Origin of the sequence: Oscillatoria sp. FACHB-1407, from assembly GCF_014697545.1 — a bacterium.
Classification (GTDB): domain Bacteria; phylum Cyanobacteriota; class Cyanobacteriia; order Elainellales; family Elainellaceae; genus FACHB-1407.
Genome location: NZ_JACJSA010000002.1, coordinates 360,615 through 377,655, shown reverse-complemented (window position 1 = coordinate 377,655; position 17,041 = coordinate 360,615). Strand labels below are relative to the sequence as shown.

The following is a 17,041-nucleotide window of genomic DNA, read 5'->3' as shown; positions in this document are numbered from 1 at the left end:
CACCATTATGCCGTTTGTAGGCTGAGCGTGGGGTAGTCTGTGTAGCCTTTTTCAGTGCCGCCGTAAAAAGTATCGCGATCGTACGGATTTAGAGGGGCATTAACAGCAAAGCGTTGGGGTAGATCGGGGTTTGAGATAAACCATCTGCCGTAGGCAATCAGGTCGGCATCTCCATTGGCGATCGCCTCATTGCCCATGTCGCGATCGTAACCGCCTGCCGAGATCAGGGTGCCGTTGTAGATGGAGCGGAAATAGCGGGCACCCAAGTCGTTCTGGTCACCCGTACGGGGTTCAACCAGATGCAGGTATGCCAGGTTGTAGGGATTGAGAGCTTTCACCGCATAGGTAAATGTGGCGGTGGGGTTAGAATCTGACATGTCGTTAAAGGTGCCATTGGGAGAGAGGCGAATGCCAACTCGATCTGCACCCCAAACTCCAACAACGGCTTCGACGACCTCTAACATGAAGCGAGCGCGATTTTCGATCGAGCCACCGTAGGCATCTGTGCGTTTGTTAGTGCCGTCTTGCAAAAATTGGTCGATCAAATACCCGTTTGCTCCGTGAATTTCGACCCCATCGAATCCTGCTGCCAGAGCATTAGCGGCTCCCTGACGGTAGGCTTCAATAATACCGGGAATTTCATCGAGTTCCAGGGCACGAGGAGTGACGTGATCTGCGGCGGCGATCGCACTGGGAGCAACCGGCAGAACCCCATTGGGTTGCAGGGATGGGTCAGAGATGCGTCCCACGTGCCAAAGTTGCAGGAAAATCCGCCCCCCTTGTTGGTGTACGGCATCGGTCACCAATCGCCAACCTTCGACCTGCTCTGAGCTATAGATACCGGGTGTGTTAGGATACCCCATTCCATAGGGGGTGACCTGCGAGGCTTCAGTCACGATCAAACCTGCGGATGCTCGCTGGGCATAGTAAGTCGCATTCAACTGATGTGGAACTAGCCCTTCACTAGCTCGATTGCGAGTCAGAGGAGCCATAACGATGCGGTTGGGCAACTCATAACGACCAAGCTTGACTGGGGAGAGAAGATTCGGAGAAGTATTCATGGCGTAGGTTTGTCGTGGAGGATTAAGTCGTTAAATAACCATTTAACTAGACTATAGTGAATGACCAATTCTTAGTCAAGTAGTTATTTAACTATTTCAATACCCAGAACAACCTCATACAATAGAAGGAGGTTGTTCATCGCGTGGTTACTTCCTGTGACGCTTCAATATGACATTGAACAGAGGGCAAAAGTGTTTGATGCTCTCTCTGATCCCACTCGCCTACGAATTGTCGAGCTATTGACTCAAACGGCGGAACTTAGCGGTTCTGAGATCGCCAATCGGGTTGATATTAGTCTGGCGTTGTTTTGTCACCATTCCAAAACGCTAATCGAGGCAGGCCTCGTTCAGGTTCGTAAAGAGGGACAAACCAAGTATCACTCCCTCAATCGAGGATTTTTGACGACTTGTTTTGCCAGCTTGGGGCTAGAGGTGAATGGCGAGGGTGAGGGATGAAGGGTAAAAGATAAAGGATGAAGGATGAGGGATGAAGGATGAAGGATAAGGGATGAAGGATGAAGGGTAAGGGATGAAGGATGAAGGATGAAGGGTAAAGGATGAAGGGTAGTGTTTCAGATCTGTTGCTACTAACCCCCGGCTGTCGCCGTCCCCCTTGATAAGGGAGACTACAGGGGGTCTTACAGAGGTTATCAACAGGTTTGGAACACCACCCCCAAAACCAATCCGTTGACAGTAATTACTGTCTTGTAGTATTTTTGTAGTATAAGTAAGCAAGGACTTCAAATCCTTGTTTCTGCTTTGAGATTGTCTCTACTTTGAGAAAAGTTTGCGTAAAACGCAATTCTTTCTGTGTAGCTCTTGCATGTCTGCTAAATTGCGTGTTTTGAGCACACAAACCCCTTTTGCAATCAAAAAGGAGGCTTTATGGCTGAGTCGGTTTTTAATTCCACTGCGATCGCTCCTACACAACTGAAGAGGTTACAGAGGAATAGCGGCGGTGCGAAGCGGTTTCCCCTTGTGGGTCACGGCTAGACTCAGGCATCGGTTCTCCTTAGAGATTAACCCTCCTCTGTGAACCTCGACGCGAGAGATTCACATTGAGGAAAACTAAATGAAATTAGAGCAATTAGGCTGGAATGATCATTTCGCCTACGCCTTTGAGCAATATTGCAATGCCCATCCCTCCCACTCCTACACGGTCGGTCGGGTTGCGGTCGAACATCGAGGTGCCTATACCCTCTACACCGAGCAGGGAGACTGCACTGCCGAAGTGACGGGCAAACTACGCCATCAGGCGATCGGGCTAGCCGACTTTCCGGCAGTAGGCGATTGGGTGGTGATTCAACAACTCCATCTCGATCAACGGGCTACCATCCACCACATCCTGCCGAGAACCAGTAAGTTTTCGCGTCGGGCGGTTGGTGGTGCGACCGATGAACAAGTGGTGGCAGCGAATGTAGACACTGTGTTCCTGGTGTCAGGACTGGATCAGGACTTTAACCCCAGTCGGATTGAACGCTATTTGCTCCTGACCTGGGAGAGCGGCGCAAATCCGGTTCTGGTGCTGAACAAAGCCGATCTGTGTAATGATCTTGCCGCTGTCCTGGAGCAGATAGAAGCGGTGCAGAGCCGTTCTCACTCCGGGGAAATTGCTTTTGGAGTCCCTGTCGTTGTGGTGAGTGCTACCCAACACCAGGGGTTAGATACTCTCAAAAGCTATTGCCAACCTGGGCAAACCGTTGCTCTCCTGGGTTCGTCGGGGGTGGGCAAGTCAACCCTAACGAATCAACTACTGGGAACCAACACTCAAGCGGTACAGGCGGTTCGTAAAGGGGACGATCGCGGTCGGCATACTACTACCCATCGGGAATTATTGCGGTTACCGACGGGGGGGTTGATCATCGATACGCCCGGAATGCGAGAAATCCAGGTTTGGGCAGGCGATGATCCCCTCCAAGCAACCTTTGCTGACATTGAAGCCCTGGCTGAAGCGTGTCGGTTTCGCGACTGTCAGCACACGCACGAACCGGGGTGCCGAGTCCAGGAGGCGATCGCTCAGGGAACCCTCGATCGTCGTCGCTTTGCCAACTATCAAAAGTTGCAGCGAGAACTGGATCACCTGTCTCGACAACAGGATCAGCGTTCTCAACTCGTTGAGAAAGAGCGATGGAAACGCATCACCAAAAATTTGCGATCGCATTACAAACAGCGGTCATAGGTAGTGCATGGGTGGAGTGGGAGGTGGATGAGTCGGTTTTGTCTACCCCTCTACTCCATCGCTCCTCCACCCCTTACTCAAAACTTAGAACTCTAAAACGATATGCCTTACGAATCACTGAACCTATCTACCCCTACCCCAGTGCTCTCCTGGGCAGATCATCCTCTGGGTTGGGAAGAAACTCAAATGGCAAAAAATGTTGCTTCGCTGCCGTTTGTGTTTAAGCACGTTGCTCTGATGCCCGATGTCCATTTGGGCAAAGGTGCCCTGGTTGGCTCTGTCGTAGCTACTAAAGATGCGCTGATCCCAGCAGCAGTTGGGGTTGACATTGGCTGTGGCATGTGTGCGGTCAAAACACCGTTTAAGGCAACCCAACTCGACGGCAAGCTCAAAAAGATCCGCTCTGAGGTCGAAGCGTTGATCCCAGTTGGCTTCAACGAGAACAAAGCGGCAGACAAAACGGTTTCCAACTGGCAGGGGTGGAACCACTTCAAGGAATTGCATCGCGGGGTGCAAGACCTGAAGGGCAAAGCCATGCGACAGTTGGGATCGCTGGGTGGAGGCAACCACTTCATCGAAGTCTGTCTGGACACTGAAGATCAGGTCTGGCTGATGCTGCACTCCGGTTCTCGTAATATTGGCAACATGCTGGCGCAGTGTCACATTAGCACTGCCCGTGAGTTAGCCAAACTGTCTAACACGGCTCTGCCCGATCCTGACCTGGCGTACTTTGTGGCACAGTCTCCCCATTTCCATGCCTATTGGCGCGATTTGCAGTGGGCGCAGGACTATGCCCGGATGAACCGGGACGTGATGATGGCTCGCTTGATGCGCGTGGTGGAGAAGCATCTGGCAGGAGGAAAGCCGATGAAGCCTTTGCTCCAGGTGAACTGCCACCACAACTACGCTGAAAAGGAAGTCCATTTTGGCGAAGAGGTGTATGTCACTCGCAAAGGAGCAGTCCGGGCACGCCAGGATGATTACGGCATTATTCCTGGCTCAATGGGGGCAAAATCCTTTATCGTTAAGGGTAAAGGGAATGCAGAGAGCTATTGCTCCTGTAGCCACGGGGCGGGACGGTTAATGTCTCGCAATAAGGCAAAGCTGCACTTCACGTTGGATGATTTAATCCAGCAGACGCAAGGGGTCGAGTGCCGTAAAGACAAAGGGGTGCTGGATGAGATTCCGGGTGCTTATAAGCCAATTGACCAAGTGATGGCACAGCAAACCGATCTGGTAGAGGTGGTTGCAACTCTAAAACAGGTTTTGTGTGTCAAAGGTTAGGAAACGTTAACAGCGATCGCCTGCTTTTAGTGCATTAAATCCTCTAGTCCAACGTATTGATCTACCGAGAACACTACATAGCCGTCTCCCTGCTGGAGTGAACGCGATAATCAGGATTATCACCCTGCTTTTTTGGCTTCCTCCGGATGGGCGACTGCTATGTTCGGTTTCTAAATTAGACTTACTTTGTTATAGCAACTGTCGAGACAGTAGAGACGAAGGGGTATGGGGGTACAACTCCCAGCCAGAGGTTCCACCCCTGTGCCCCGTCCTAATCAACCCTTCGGTTGCTATATCAGGTTTTGTTAGGGTGGCTAGATTTATATTGGATTTGATAGTAAAAGTCGTGTTCCAATCCCTGTAACGTTTTCAAACATGAGTAATGAACACTTATTGATACTTGAGGATGATCAGGGGCAGCGTGAAATTTTTTTAACCGCTTCTATTTATTCCATTGGTAGAAGTTCAAAATGTAATATTCAAATTTTTTCGCAATTTGCCTCACGCTGTCATGCATCATTAATTCTTATCCCTGCTAACCGACATCGCAGTTTTTATCGCATTGTGGACGGAGACATTGAGGGCAATGTCAGAAGCCAGAATGGACTCTTTGTGAACGGCAATAAAGTTGCGGTTCACAACCTGCGCGATCGCGATCGCATTGTGTTTGGTTCTCAGGCACACGCTATTTATTACTGCCTGCGAAAGAACCACAACATTAATTCACAAATTGCCAAAGCATTGGAGGAGTTTCCCACGGCAACTGTAGAGGAATACAAGATGGCGATCGCCTCACCAGAGGAATCTGTCACAGAAAAAGCTCCAGCTTCAGATTGATTTCAGGAATTTCAAGTTTTAGGCTTTAAGGGCATAAGTCCTACTCCGGTTGGGTTAGACTCCTGTCACCATTTGGTGAATACTCTGTACTGCTCGCCGCCGGGTTTCCAAAATTTGGCTGATCTCGCGGGCAAAGCTGGGTTGCCGTTCAATCATCTGGTTCACCACCATTGCAGACAGCATCATCACCTCTAGATCCTCTACGACCGTAACCGAGATGGGACTGGTTTCCCCAGAGAATAGGGTCATTTCCCCAAAAAACTCCCCTGCTTTGAGAGGCAATACCTCATGGTCCTGACCGATGAGGTTGGTCGTCATCACGGCTTGCCCCGCAATGATGACGTAGAGGGCATTATTCACTGTTCCCTGGCGCACCACGGTTTCACCTGTGCCAAAGTGCTGCAAGGTAATCCCATCCGATAGACTGTCCAAATTTTCAGGCTTATCCAGTGGGACAAAGGACGGCATGGCTTGTAGCCCTTCGGCAAACCGCTTTGACGTTCCCTGCGCTTGAGTGGTGGGGCCGTGGAAGTGGTAGAGGGTACGAATCGGGAAAGGAATTGTCAGGTTATTGCGCTGGGCAGCATACCAGACGCGACTCATGAAGCGATCGCGAATTTCTTCCAGGTCACCGTAGTCTTCAATGAACAGTTTGACCTCATAGGTGATCGCAAAATCGTCATAGGAAAACGTGAAAATTTGTGGTTCAGGATGGGTCAAAATTCCTTCGGTTTCCAAAGCTGTGGTTCGCAACACATGTTTCGCTAAGTTGGGTGGGTCGTTGTAGGAGAAACCAATGCGAATCCGCTCGGCATGGATGCGGAGGGGACGACTGAAGTTGCGGACAATTTCACTGCTAATGAGCTTGTGAGGAATGATCACCATTTCTCGTTCAAAGGTTTGCAGGCGCACCGATCGCCAGTTGATGTCAATCACTTGCCCCACCAGATCGCCCACTCGCAACCAATCCCCCACTGTAAAAGGACGTTCAAATAACAGCGCAATGCCTGACATGATGCTGCCAAGTGTGTCTTGCAATGCCAAACCGATGACGATGGAACTCACACCCAGAGCCGTCGCCACCCCTGCCAGGTCAGCATCCCACACGCTTGCCAGGACGATCGCCCCTCCCAATAACACCAGCACCAATTGAAACAGGTCGATCAACAGCTTGGGCATTCGGGCACGCCAGGTATCTGCTTTTGCCTGCTCAAACACGACCGTGTTAAACAGCGAAAGGGCAGCATACAACACGCAAATCCAGAATAATGTTTCAATGCTTTTGACCAACTCATTGTCAGGTGGTAACTTGAGAACCTGCTGAGCAAAGAGCATGAACACAAACACAGGCAGCACCAGGTTGCGCACTGCCCGGAGAGTTGCGGCTAACGGTTTGCCGCGTCGTTGCAAGCGATAGATCAATTCACCCAGAATGATCACCAGCAACGGAAACCCGACGATCAGGGCGATCGCCCAGATAAGCAGTTGGTTAAAGTCGGTGTGTGGCATAGGGGGTTAAATCTTTGCGCTTAAACTTCAGCCTGTGCAGGTTGGTGTGTGCCTTTAAGTCGCCATGCCTTGAGGGGACCCTTGCCATTTTCGACCATGGTTTCCACACCCTCAAACTCGTAGAGATCTTGTAAACGACTATGCACATCGTTTGACACTAAAATTGCCCCCAGTGGACAAGCAGTTTTGAGCGCACTGGCGATATTGATGGTGTCGCCCCACACGTCATAGATAAACTTATTGCGACCGACAATTCCAGCGACGATATCCCCGGAATTAATGCCAATGCTAATGTTGAGTTGATAGCCCCGCTCATGGCTAAAGCGGCGAACGATAAGCTGCATTTCTAAGGCAAAATCAACGGCCCGGCGATCGTGATCTAAATAGGGAACTGATAGCCCACAGACTGCCATGTAGCTATCACCAATTGTTTTAATTTTTTCCATGCCGTAGCGTTCAGCGGCTTCATCAAATGCCGTCACTAAATCGTTCAAGATTGTGACGATCTCGTAAGCTGTGAGAGAGTCTGTCAGCTTAGAAAAACCAGTCAAATCAGAGAATAGCACCGCAACATTTGAGACGCTCTCGGCGATGTTTTTGTCTCCTCGCTTTAACCGTTTGGCGATCGCTGCTGGGAATATACTCAACAACAATTGTTCGTTCTCTCGATTCTTTTCCTCAACTAAATTGGTTTGTGCTCGCAAACTCACTACCATGGCGTTGAATGACTTTGCCAGTTCCCCAAATTCGTCTTCGTTATTTAACGTGGCGATCGCGTCTAATTGTCCTGCTTCGACTCTATGGGCATTGGCAATTAAGTGATTAATCGGTTTCACAAACAAATACGCCAGCAGCATTGCAAGCAACGTCACGAGCAACATTAATAGGGTTGCCGATATCAATACCTGCCGTTGAAACGAGTAGATTGGAGCGTATGCTTCTGCCAGATCCATCTCTGACAAAATCACCCAGTCTAATCCATCAATCTCTAATGGCTCATAGGAACTCAACACTGGAACGTTGCGATAGTCGCGAATGATTTGGGTGCCTTCTTGCCCCGTTAGAGCGGCTTCTACACCTTCCGTTTGAACTCGTTGCTCTAAGATCGAAGTGTTGTACTGCTGAATGCGGTTCAACACGATGTCATCCACACCAAGCGATCGCAACGCTTGCAGATATTCCTCTGGAGTTTCAATCAAGAAGCGAGATACTGATCGCATCAGGTAATCGTGACCCACTAGATACGTTTCTCCAGTATCACCCAATCCATCACTTCTCCAATCCTGGTTGCCCGTCATAACGTTGTTGATTTCATCAACAGGTAACTGCACTGCCAATACCCCGATAAATTCAGAGTCGTTGTAAATTGGAGCAGCAATAAACGCCGCAGGTGCCCCATAGGAAGGAGCATAGGCTTCAAAGTCAATGATTCTGGCGTAGTCGCGTTCTTTAGCCCGACGTACCTGGGCAAATAATCGGGCTAAGTTGCTTTCGTTGTAAGGTCCAGTAACAAGATTGCTGATGTAATCTGTTTCTTTATAAACGGTGTAAATAATGCTTCCTTCAGAGTCGATTAAGAACAAATCGTAATAGCCAAACTTGTCAATAATATTGCGAAAAATTGGGTGATAACGAGCATGTAATCTACTATATTCACTGCCATCATTGGCACTGTCGAGAGCATCTTTTTCGCCCACTGCGTTTGGATTACGGGCAATATAGTGATATTGCAAATAACGCCCTGCCAGGGTTTCTGGTAGAAACGAATCCAACACTGGAGAGCCTTGTTCGGTTTTGGCTAAGCGAGGCAAAAATTCAGTCTGATAATAGTTTGTTAATGCTTGATTAGCAGTTACTGGTATCTGCACCGTTTCTAATTGCTGATGAGCCGCGATAAACTCCTCCATTGCATCGACCACTGAAGGGTCTTCACTCAATGTCTCAATGTGGTTGCGAATGGTTTGGAAATAGGACTCAATTTGATAGGCTTTTGAGGTGCGGAGGCTTGTCAGTTGGCTAAAGACGCGATCGGTCAGGTTTGATTGACCACTGCGGTATCCTAAGTAAGCGGTGACTAAAATAGAACAGCTGCTGACAGACAGCAGCATAACAATTAGTTTCGATTTAATACTCAGCCGATTAAGCCATTGCATAAGAAGCATCACTGAAGCCCATCTAAGTAATTTGGGTCAGTGGCGTGTATTCTAAGGTACAAAATTTTGCGAAATTGTATCGAGTCAGACGGTTTGTAGAAGAGAGAAAAAAGAAAAAAGAACCTTGAATTAGGAATCTAAGTACAACTCGTCATAAATAAGGGTAGGAATTTGTCCTACCAACCTTGAACCGACTATATGAGTAGATTCACTGCTGCTACATTGGTTTAGCGGTTTAAAACATCATTCCGATGAGCAACGGAACCTACAATCTGCACGACCTCATCGATTAAGGCTTGGGGAACTTCCAATTCAACCAGGGTCGCAACTAAATCCTCGGCGATCGCATTGAAGTGGCTATCGGTCAGGCCCATCTCGGTGACTAATGCTTTATGAGCATCCCTCATTGGGCGACCATCCCAATGTTTAGCACCACCAAAGGCATAGGTCATAAAGTCTTTCTGATGCTTTTTCTGTTGTTCCATATCCGTCTGAGCAAAGAAATGCTGTACTCGCTCATCCGCTAAGACCTTCTCATAAAACTTTTCTACAGCCAAATCAACAGCCGCTGCACCACCAAGCTTGTCATACAGTGTACTCATTGAAAATTGCTCCTCAGTAGTATTGAGTTCAATGTGACATGAGACAGGTGTAAAAAGCTGAAATATTCACTAATTGAAAAAAATGATGTGTTGCTCATTTGGAGAGAACGTCTAACGGTGAAGTTGTTCCGTGGCAGACAGCCTTGAACACTCACCGATAACCTCTGTACCGTCCACACCAATGCAGGGTTGGGCTGTGGCGGTTAGAATACCTTACAAACAATCATTCTCGTAAGGATTGCTCAAGTTGAACAGCATCATCTTGAACCAACTGACCAATCACTTTGATTACCAAACTTTCAGGCACTAGGTACACGCCTCTTTTGATGGCGGTTGCTACGTTCAATCCTGTTGCTGCTCACTCAGACAACACAAACTCCTCTGTCAGTAATGAACCTGTTTTGCTTGTCAGAGGTGTAATGAGAAGTTCTTGAAATAGATGTGCCGTACTAACAACAACAGCAGATCAAATTACTTCTCAACGGTTGTTAGTACCGACACCTACTCGATGCTGGATCATTGGTTGTACAAACAGAACATTCAGTGGGCTTCCCACCGTCACCCCCGTAAAACCCAGAGTTGGATTGTCAACAAATACTGGTTGATTAACCAGGGGGAGGGATAGACATTTGCAGCCAAAACATCCGACTCAATTATTAGACTGGCTCGACACAATGCGACGGCTATTCAACGCCATATCAAAGTGCAAGGCATGCGCAGTCCCTATGACGCCGATTGGGTCTACTGAAGTACCAGAATGGGACGACACCCTCAAGTCAACCAACGAGTAGTCTTGCTACTCAAGCGACAAAAGGGGATTTGCCCGTTCTGCCGATTGTTCTTTAGAGATAGAGATTTACTGGAAATCGACCACATTATCCCTCGCTCTCAGGGCGGTTTGGATGAGTTCAAAAATCTCCAGTTGCTCCATCGTCATTGCCATGATGCTAAATCTGCTAAAGATAGTAGATAAGGTATGAATGACAAACACCAAGACATTGAGGAACCGGATGAAGGGAAAGCTTTCATGTCCGGTTTTGAAGACCAGCAGGTGGAGCGATCTACCTGCTGAGTTTAATTGGGGTGCGATAATTAACACGGGTATATCAGATATGATATAAAAGATGCATGGGCAAAACAGATAAACCATTGGTGTGGTTACATGGGGAGGTGAAAACCCCGCCCTTTAGCCAGGAAGCACGTATAGAAACAGGGGTTTTGTTGAGGCGATTGCAACGGGCGAAAGTTTAGGATTGCCCCACTCAAGACCAATGCCGAGTATTGGGGCACACTGCCATGAACTGCGGGTTTGAGATGCAAGTAAAAACTGGAGAATCATTTACCGCATTGATAACGATGCAATTCTCATTCTTGAGGTATTTAACAAAACAACAAGAACGACACCCGACAGCATTGTTGATACCTGTCGAAAACGCTTGAGCAAGTATGACAACGATCAGGAGGATTAGGAATGTGGGTGAAGCTAAGAGAAAAAAACTAGAGGGCAAAGGCTGGAAAGTTGGAACAGTTTCAGAATTTCTAGACCTCACGCCAGAAGAAACAACACTCATTGAAATTAAGCTGGCATTGAGTCGCAACCTAAAAGAACGACGACAAAAATCAATGACTCAAACAGAACTGGCGGATAAATTACACTCTAGTCAACCCCGTGTTGCCAAGGCTGAAAATGGTGATGCGTCTGTCTCTATTGAATTGCTGATTCGGGCAATGCTGGCAACAGGTGCAACCCCTCAAGAAATTGGTCAAGTGATTGCACAAGTAGGCTGAACTCAATCTCCCACAGATAACCTTGCTGTACTGCCCTAACCAGGGACTGAAGAAGCCCAACGGTTGCGGTCAGCGGCTGCTAGCAACTTTTGCACCGCAATTGTTGTACTGCGCGGTTATGGAAACAAATTCAGTCGGATCCATAGTTGTCGTGCTGCAACTTGAGCAGAACTGTTCATCTCCAAATATTCCACAGTAACCTCACCAATGGGAGTTACCCCTACAACTTCGCCAGATTCAACATTGATTTGGAAATGCTCATCCCATTGGGCTTTCCGTGGATGAAAGAAACGAGCTTCTACGTTGGAACGAGAGGACAATCCACTGATGCGATTGCCTTTTCGCAGATTGCAGGAACGACAAGCAAGGGCTAAATTGGCATCATCGTCGGAACCTTGCCGGGAAAGTGGAACAATATGCTCCACCTCAAACGGGAAATTGAAAACCACTTCGGGAGCCTTACAATATTCACAACGATGATTTGCACGTTGGGCGATCGCTGTGTAGTAAGGATTCATGGATTTCCTTACTGCATCAACACTGAAGTACGGGCTGTTGCTGCTCGCAGTTCCATTTCAACCAAGTCATTCAACTCTGCTTGTTGTTCTGATGGTAGTTCTTGTCCTTGATCCCTTGCTAATCGCCATAGGTTCATCAATTCCGATAATCTTTCCTGCTGTTCAGCACTAAAAAATGGGTCAGGACGAAAACTTTGGATAACCAGTAGCGCACTGAATTCAATCTCATCCAACTGAGCAGTTAAGGCATCCAGAGCTTGCCCTGCGGTTTTACCGACAGAAAACTTGTCCCCTGCGATCGCTCGGTAGGCTCTTTCGCCGTTAACATCAGAGATTGGCAAGATAGCTACTGTAGTCATGATTCTGGCTCAAATCACTTGACTTAAATTATAGCTTTACCTAACTCCCATGACCTCTTGAAGTGCTTTAGCACAGCAATTCTCTTAGTACGCTTGTCTACAATCACCCTTTCGATTATTCTATGAAACACTGGATTTCCAGTAGACAAGCTTAAGGTGAGGATAACGCTGATTAGGAGTGTTACCAGCACTCGCTAACCAGCTAACCTAACTCCTGATGCGAGCAGGAGGTTAGGCTGTGTTGATTTTAGGATCAATCGCCTTACTGAAGCAAAACAAGTAGTTAGGAAACTACGCCTTAAGCTTTTCTTCGCTACAGTTCATCTCCTTCAGTGAGGCAAATAGTATGACTACAGAGTTCAACGAACGTCTGCCCATTCCGCCTGCCGAAAAAGTGCAGATTTGGATTATCGGAACGCGAGAGCAGGTGAAACACACGATCAATGAGTTTTATGTAAAACAACTGGTAAATGATCGCGTTCACTTTATGCCAATTGTGCCTGCTCCGTTTGCACAAGGGAAGTTTATGACGGTGTTAGAGCGATAGGAGAGAAGGGGGCGATGTGAAGGGGTGATGCGAAGCAGTTCCCCCCTTTGGGGCGATCGCTAGATGAAGTCAGATCGGGTCAACACGTTAGCGTTGACATGTTGCAGCACTAAAAGAGCCGAACTGCCAACTCCAACGAGGGCATTTCTACCGCTTTGGCGAATGGTGAGTTGCCCAAACGATAACCGTCCTGCTAGATCAATTCGATCGCGGCGATCGCCCCAAACGAGAAACTGCTGCACATCCACTGTCCATCTGCGAGAATAGCGGTAGTAACAGTATTCCTCTTCGTACAGTCGCGATAAATCGCGTCTCTTTTCTCTTCTTCTTTCCTTCTTCCATGCTCTCTCGTCGTCCCTCCAAACCGTGGTTTCTGGGAATCTGGTCGCTCCTGGTCTTTGCCTTCCTTAACCTGCCGATCGCCGTTGTGGTGGTCATGAGCTTCAACGATTCGCGGATTTTGTCGTTGCCGTTTAAGGGCTTCACCTTAAATTGGTACAGGTTGATGGCAAACGATGCTCCGTTGCAGATGTCGTTGGTGAACTCGGTACAGGTGGCGATCGCCGCAACTGTCATAGCCACTGTTTTGGGACTGCTGGCAGCCTTTGCCATCTACCGCTATCGCTTCTTTGGCAGAAATGCCTTTCGCATTGCTCTCAACCTACCGATTCTCCTACCGGGAATTGTGACCGGAGTGGCGATGCTGGCATATCTATCAGATCTGGGGTTTGGGTTGTCGCTGTGGACGGTGATTATCGGGCACTCCGTCTTTGGTTTGCCTGTGGCGTTGGGTCCCATCTTCACGCGGTTGAGCCAGTTTCCCCGCAGTCTGGAGGAAGCTGCCTACGACCTGGGAGCCAAGCCCAGACAGGTGTTTTGGGGTGTAATTTTTCCCTACATTCGCAGTGCGGTGATTGCCGGAGCGTTGCTGGCGTTCACGCTGTCCTTTGATGAGGTTGTTGTCACTATCTTTTTGACGGGACGCGATAATACCCTACCGATGGAGATTTGGGGACGGTTACGCACTGACATCACCCCAGAAATTGCAGCGATCGCTACGCTGGTGTTAACAGCAAGCACGGTATTGGTATTGTTAAGCCAGTGGGCAGGAACAAAGGAATGAAGGACGATAGCCTCGTATTTTTGGATCGGGTTAGCAAAATCTATGGCAATGGCTCGGCTCCAGTCTATGCGGTGCGCGAGGTGTCGCTGGATGTGCGACCGGGAGAATTCTATTCATTGCTGGGGTCAAGTGGTTCTGGCAAAACGACCACACTGCGGTTGATTGGTGGCTTTGAAATCCCCGAATATGGGCAGGTCTACATCGGTGGCGAAGACGTAACTACGTTGCCCCCCTACCGTCGCAACGTGCATACGGTGTTCCAGAGCTATGCGCTGTTTCCCCATCTAACCGTTGCTGAAAATGTGGCTTATTCGTTGACCATTGCCAACGTGTCCAAAGCTGAGATTGCTCCGCGTGTGGCTGAGGCATTGCGAATGTTTCAGATTAGTACGTTGAGCGATCGCCGTCCTTCTCAGTTATCCGGTGGGCAGCAACAACGGGTTGCCCTGGCGCGTGCCCTGATTAACCGTCCGAAAGTCTTGCTGTTAGACGAACCCCTCTCAGCCTTGGATGCCAAGATTCGCGAAGAGGTGCGGCAGGAGTTGCGCGATCTGCAACGACAAACCAATCTCACCTTTATTTATGTCACTCACGACCAGGAAGAAGCCCTGGCACTGAGCGATCGCATGGCGGTGATGCACAACGGTCAGGTAGAACAGGTCGGTTCTCCCAGTGAGATCTACGATCGCCCCACCTCTCGCTTTGTGGCACAGTTCATTGGCAAAGCGAATTTCTTAACCGGCAAGGTGACTCAAGTTGATGCATCTGTTGCGGTGGTTGAAGTGAATGGAGTACTGATTCGAGCCACGATTCCCGGTGATAAACCTCCAGTTGGGGAAACCGTGACGGTGATGATTCGCCCGGAACGAATTCAAGTTAATGCTGCGACTTCCTTAGTCAATCAAACTACAGGTAAAACCGCCAATGTGACTTATATTGGGCAACTGCTGGAGTCTCGCTTTGAAACGGCGATCGGGCAATTACTGGTAACGCAGTTAGGCGGATACAGTTCTACAAGTGAAGCCGTCGCGTTAAGTTGGAACGCCGAGGATTGCATTATCCTTCCACAGCAAGCGTAGGGGCGTTTCGCGAAACGCCCTAATGTAAACAAGATTTGGTGAGCGATCGCTTACAAAACTTAAATCTAGTGGTGTACGCCCACAAAACCTCATTTTGAGATATAAGCTTGATCAATCAGCACATTCAGATACAGACCCAAAACTTAAAACACGGTAAGGTTTCTGAGTTTTTAATCCTCTACCCTTCATATTCTTAAGAGGTTTTTATGGTTTCAATGGCAGAAAAGTTAGCTCACTACCCCATGGTGATTGGCGGTGAGAAGGTTGCAACGGGCAGCGAAGATCTAATTGATCCTGCCACGGGTAAAGTGTTTGCCACCGTTGCCATGGGCAGCAAAGCCGATGTCGATCGCGCTGTAGCCGCTGCTAAGCAGGCACAACTCGCCTGGGGTGCGTTGTCCTATGGAGAACGCAGTGCGGCTCTACTGAAGTTTGCGGATGCATTAGAAGCCCACAGTGAAGAATTAGCGAATTTAGAGAGCCAGAACGCAGGTAAAGCGTTGAAACTTACAGTAAATGGAGACATTCCCTTTGCGATCGACAACCTGCGCTACTTTGCAGCGGTGTTGCGTCGTCAAGATGGAGCCGCCGCTGGAGAATATGCGGGTGGTTACACCAGCATGATCCGGCGGGAGCCGATTGGCGTGATTGGGGCAATTACTCCGTGGAACTATCCCTTTATGATGGCAGCCTGGAAGATTGGTCCGGCGATCGCTGCTGGTAATACGATCGTTCTCAAGCCTGCCCCCAACACTCCCATCACCACGATTCGTCTGGCTGAAATTGCTCTTGAATCCGGACTCCCCGAAGGTGTGATCAACATCGTCACAGGCGGTGTCGAAGTCGGTGAAGCGATCTGTACTCACCCTGACGTAGGTATGGTCAGCTTTACAGGCAGCACCCGCACGGGCAGACGGGTTGCAGAACTCGCCAGTCCTTTAATCAAGCGTCTGAGCCTGGAACTGGGCGGAAAAGCTCCCTTTGTCGTGTTTGCCGATGCCGACATTGAAGCGGCAGCCCATGGTGCAGTGGTGGGAGGTTATGCTAACTCTGGGCAAGACTGCACCGCTGCAACCCGGATTTATGTCCAAAATGAAGTGTTTGATCAGTTTCTCACCCGCCTGACAGAGCTTTCTAAACAGGTGAAAGTGGGCGCACCCTTTGACGAAGATACTGATATTGGTCCTCTATCCAGTCAGGCTCATCTCAACAAGGTCAAGGGTTTCATTGAAGAGGCAAAGCAGCAAGGCATTCAGGTCATTACCTGCGGCGAAGTGCCTTCTGAAGGGTTCTACTTCCCACCGACGCTGATTGTTGATCCGCCTCAGACCGCTAGCTGTGTCTGTGATGAAATCTTTGGTCCTGTTCTTGTGGTGAAACGCTTCTCTACGGAAGAAGAGGCGATCGCTCTAGCCAACGACACTCCCTATGGCTTGGCAGGTAGCTGCTGGACGCTCAACGTACAACGGGCGATGCGGATGGCAAAAGCACTGCAATGCGGCACCGTGTGGATCAACGATCACCTGCCGATCGCCAGCGAAATGCCCCACGGTGGCTTCAAGATGAGCGGCTTTGGCAAAGATATGTCGCACTATGCGCTAGAGGAATACACGATCGTCAAGCATGTCGTCTTTGACATCACAGGCGATCAGCGTAAGGGATGGCACTTCACCACCTTTGGCAAGGCTGACTCGTAATCGGGCAGAGGATAGGAAAAGAATCTGAGGGAAAGGTAAAGTCATCATTTTTGTGCTTTCCCTCTTCTTTTTTCTGTCTTCATTCTCCTTCGCTTCCCAAATCTGTTATGATAATGTTCCGTCACCATGGAGAGGTGGCTGAGTGGTCGAAAGCGGCAGATTGCTAATCTGTTGTACGGTTCGAAAGTCCGTACCGAGGGTTCGAATCCCTCCCTCTCCGTTTTAGTTCTAGCCAAATGACCTCAATTCCCCTTAGTTGATCTGTACTAATTAGGGGTGATTGAGGTAAAATTTTTGGGCAATTT

18 protein-coding genes and 1 tRNA gene are annotated in these 17,041 nt (G+C 48.9%); 12 read left to right on the top strand and 7 right to left on the bottom strand.

Annotation, left to right across the window (positions count from 1 at the left end; translation table 11 throughout):
* Positions 1-5 precede the first annotated feature (5 nt).
* The gene (locus H6G89_RS04820) at positions 6-1,061 is read right to left on the bottom strand and encodes an alkene reductase (RefSeq protein WP_190504132.1); all 1,056 of its coding nucleotides are present in this window, start codon (positions 1,059-1,061) and stop codon (positions 6-8) included.
* A 156-nt stretch (positions 1,062-1,217) separates the two neighbouring features.
* Here H6G89_RS04820 and H6G89_RS04815 point away from each other — a divergent pair, with 156 nt between their 5' ends.
* The 4 genes from H6G89_RS04815 to H6G89_RS04800 all read left to right on the top strand — a co-directional run bounded on the left by H6G89_RS04815 (position 1,218) and on the right by H6G89_RS04800 (position 5,361).
* On the top strand, positions 1,218-1,517 hold the full coding sequence (locus H6G89_RS04815) for an ArsR/SmtB family transcription factor (protein WP_309229597.1): 300 nt from the start codon (positions 1,218-1,220) through the stop codon (positions 1,515-1,517).
* A 616-nt stretch (positions 1,518-2,133) separates the two neighbouring features.
* Positions 2,134-3,240, top strand: coding sequence for a ribosome small subunit-dependent GTPase A (gene rsgA / locus H6G89_RS04810; RefSeq protein ID WP_190504130.1), 1,107 nt, complete (start codon positions 2,134-2,136; stop codon positions 3,238-3,240).
* Positions 3,241-3,342: 102 nt separating this feature from the next.
* The gene (locus H6G89_RS04805) at positions 3,343-4,524 is read left to right on the top strand and encodes an RtcB family protein (RefSeq protein ID WP_190504129.1); all 1,182 of its coding nucleotides are present in this window, start codon (positions 3,343-3,345) and stop codon (positions 4,522-4,524) included.
* Between the two features lie 375 nt (positions 4,525-4,899).
* Entirely contained in the window at positions 4,900-5,361 is a 462-nt protein-coding gene (locus H6G89_RS04800) for an FHA domain-containing protein (RefSeq protein WP_190504128.1), read from the top strand.
* A gap of 54 nt (positions 5,362-5,415) precedes the next feature.
* Here the strand turns inward: H6G89_RS04800 and H6G89_RS04795 are convergent, their stop codons facing one another.
* The 3 genes from H6G89_RS04795 to H6G89_RS04785 form a co-directional block, all read right to left on the bottom strand.
* Positions 5,416-6,870: a mechanosensitive ion channel family protein gene (locus H6G89_RS04795; RefSeq protein ID WP_190504127.1), complete on the bottom strand. Its 1,455-nt coding sequence runs from the start codon at positions 6,868-6,870 to the stop codon at positions 5,416-5,418.
* Positions 6,871-6,890: 20 nt separating this feature from the next.
* Positions 6,891-8,978, bottom strand: a complete 2,088-nt coding sequence (locus H6G89_RS04790) for an adenylate/guanylate cyclase domain-containing protein (RefSeq protein WP_199336525.1) — start codon at positions 8,976-8,978, stop codon at positions 6,891-6,893.
* Positions 8,979-9,250: 272 nt separating this feature from the next.
* Positions 9,251-9,625, bottom strand: coding sequence for a group I truncated hemoglobin (locus H6G89_RS04785; protein ID WP_190504125.1), 375 nt, complete (start codon positions 9,623-9,625; stop codon positions 9,251-9,253).
* Positions 9,626-10,064: 439 nt separating this feature from the next.
* On the opposite strand from H6G89_RS04785, the gene H6G89_RS36345 reads away from it, so the two are divergent.
* From H6G89_RS36345 to H6G89_RS04770, 3 genes are all read left to right on the top strand, one after another.
* Positions 10,065-10,250, top strand: a complete 186-nt coding sequence (locus tag H6G89_RS36345) for a group II intron maturase-specific domain-containing protein (protein WP_190504124.1) — start codon at positions 10,065-10,067, stop codon at positions 10,248-10,250.
* Positions 10,251-10,382: 132 nt separating this feature from the next.
* A complete protein-coding gene (locus H6G89_RS04775) occupies positions 10,383-10,598 on the top strand; it encodes an HNH endonuclease (protein WP_190504123.1) in 216 nt (71 codons plus the stop codon).
* 500 nt (positions 10,599-11,098) lie between these two features.
* Positions 11,099-11,413, top strand: coding sequence for a helix-turn-helix domain-containing protein (locus tag H6G89_RS04770; RefSeq protein ID WP_190504122.1), 315 nt, complete (start codon positions 11,099-11,101; stop codon positions 11,411-11,413).
* Between the two features lie 116 nt (positions 11,414-11,529).
* Here H6G89_RS04770 and H6G89_RS04765 read toward each other — a convergent pair whose 3' ends face one another.
* A complete protein-coding gene (locus H6G89_RS04765; RefSeq protein ID WP_190504121.1) occupies positions 11,530-11,931 on the bottom strand; it encodes an HNH endonuclease in 402 nt (133 codons plus the stop codon).
* Between the two features lie 8 nt (positions 11,932-11,939).
* On the bottom strand, positions 11,940-12,290 hold the full coding sequence (locus H6G89_RS04760) for a hypothetical protein (RefSeq protein WP_190504120.1): 351 nt from the start codon (positions 12,288-12,290) through the stop codon (positions 11,940-11,942).
* Between the two features lie 346 nt (positions 12,291-12,636).
* Here H6G89_RS04760 and H6G89_RS04755 point away from each other — a divergent pair, with 346 nt between their 5' ends.
* On the top strand, positions 12,637-12,837 hold the full coding sequence (locus H6G89_RS04755; RefSeq protein WP_190504119.1) for a hypothetical protein: 201 nt from the start codon (positions 12,637-12,639) through the stop codon (positions 12,835-12,837).
* A gap of 59 nt (positions 12,838-12,896) precedes the next feature.
* On the opposite strand, the gene H6G89_RS04750 is transcribed toward H6G89_RS04755, so the two are convergent.
* Positions 12,897-13,079, bottom strand: coding sequence for a hypothetical protein (locus tag H6G89_RS04750; RefSeq protein ID WP_190504118.1), 183 nt, complete (start codon positions 13,077-13,079; stop codon positions 12,897-12,899).
* A gap of 98 nt (positions 13,080-13,177) precedes the next feature.
* On the opposite strand from H6G89_RS04750, the gene H6G89_RS04745 reads away from it, so the two are divergent.
* From H6G89_RS04745 to H6G89_RS04730, 4 genes are all read left to right on the top strand, one after another.
* Positions 13,178-13,960 (top strand): ABC transporter permease, encoded by a 783-nt coding sequence (locus H6G89_RS04745; RefSeq protein WP_190504117.1) that lies wholly within the window; start codon positions 13,178-13,180, stop codon positions 13,958-13,960.
* Entirely contained in the window at positions 13,957-15,039 is a 1,083-nt protein-coding gene (locus H6G89_RS04740; protein WP_190504116.1) for an ABC transporter ATP-binding protein, read from the top strand. Before H6G89_RS04745 ends, H6G89_RS04740 begins: the two co-directional genes overlap by 4 nt.
* Before the next feature lie 206 nt (positions 15,040-15,245).
* Positions 15,246-16,736, top strand: a complete 1,491-nt coding sequence (locus H6G89_RS04735; protein WP_190504115.1) for an aminobutyraldehyde dehydrogenase — start codon at positions 15,246-15,248, stop codon at positions 16,734-16,736.
* A gap of 128 nt (positions 16,737-16,864) precedes the next feature.
* A tRNA-Ser gene (locus tag H6G89_RS04730) sits at positions 16,865-16,956 on the top strand.
* Positions 16,957-17,041 lie beyond the last annotated feature (85 nt).

Excerpts from the sequence above, each read along its gene's own strand:
- H6G89_RS04820 (WP_190504132.1), bottom strand. The coding sequence starts at position 1,061 with ATGAATACTTCTCCGAATCTTCTCTCCCCAGTCAAGCTTGGTCGTTAT.
- rsgA (WP_190504130.1), top strand. The coding sequence starts at position 2,134 with ATGAAATTAGAGCAATTAGGCTGGAATGATCATTTCGCCTACGCCTTT.
- H6G89_RS04805 (WP_190504129.1), top strand. The coding sequence starts at position 3,343 with ATGCCTTACGAATCACTGAACCTATCTACCCCTACCCCAGTGCTCTCC.
- H6G89_RS04800 (WP_190504128.1), top strand. The coding sequence starts at position 4,900 with ATGAGTAATGAACACTTATTGATACTTGAGGATGATCAGGGGCAGCGT.
- H6G89_RS04795 (WP_190504127.1), bottom strand. The coding sequence starts at position 6,870 with ATGCCACACACCGACTTTAACCAACTGCTTATCTGGGCGATCGCCCTG.
- H6G89_RS04790 (WP_199336525.1), bottom strand. The coding sequence starts at position 8,978 with ATGCTGCTGTCTGTCAGCAGCTGTTCTATTTTAGTCACCGCTTACTTA.
- H6G89_RS04785 (WP_190504125.1), bottom strand. The coding sequence starts at position 9,625 with ATGAGTACACTGTATGACAAGCTTGGTGGTGCAGCGGCTGTTGATTTG.
- H6G89_RS36345 (WP_190504124.1), top strand. The coding sequence starts at position 10,065 with ATGTGCCGTACTAACAACAACAGCAGATCAAATTACTTCTCAACGGTT.
- H6G89_RS04775 (WP_190504123.1), top strand. The coding sequence starts at position 10,383 with ATGGGACGACACCCTCAAGTCAACCAACGAGTAGTCTTGCTACTCAAG.
- H6G89_RS04765 (WP_190504121.1), bottom strand. The coding sequence starts at position 11,931 with ATGAATCCTTACTACACAGCGATCGCCCAACGTGCAAATCATCGTTGT.
- H6G89_RS04760 (WP_190504120.1), bottom strand. The coding sequence starts at position 12,290 with ATGACTACAGTAGCTATCTTGCCAATCTCTGATGTTAACGGCGAAAGA.
- H6G89_RS04755 (WP_190504119.1), top strand. The coding sequence starts at position 12,637 with ATGACTACAGAGTTCAACGAACGTCTGCCCATTCCGCCTGCCGAAAAA.
- H6G89_RS04745 (WP_190504117.1), top strand. The coding sequence starts at position 13,178 with ATGCTCTCTCGTCGTCCCTCCAAACCGTGGTTTCTGGGAATCTGGTCG.
- H6G89_RS04740 (WP_190504116.1), top strand. The coding sequence starts at position 13,957 with ATGAAGGACGATAGCCTCGTATTTTTGGATCGGGTTAGCAAAATCTAT.
- H6G89_RS04735 (WP_190504115.1), top strand. The coding sequence starts at position 15,246 with ATGGTTTCAATGGCAGAAAAGTTAGCTCACTACCCCATGGTGATTGGC.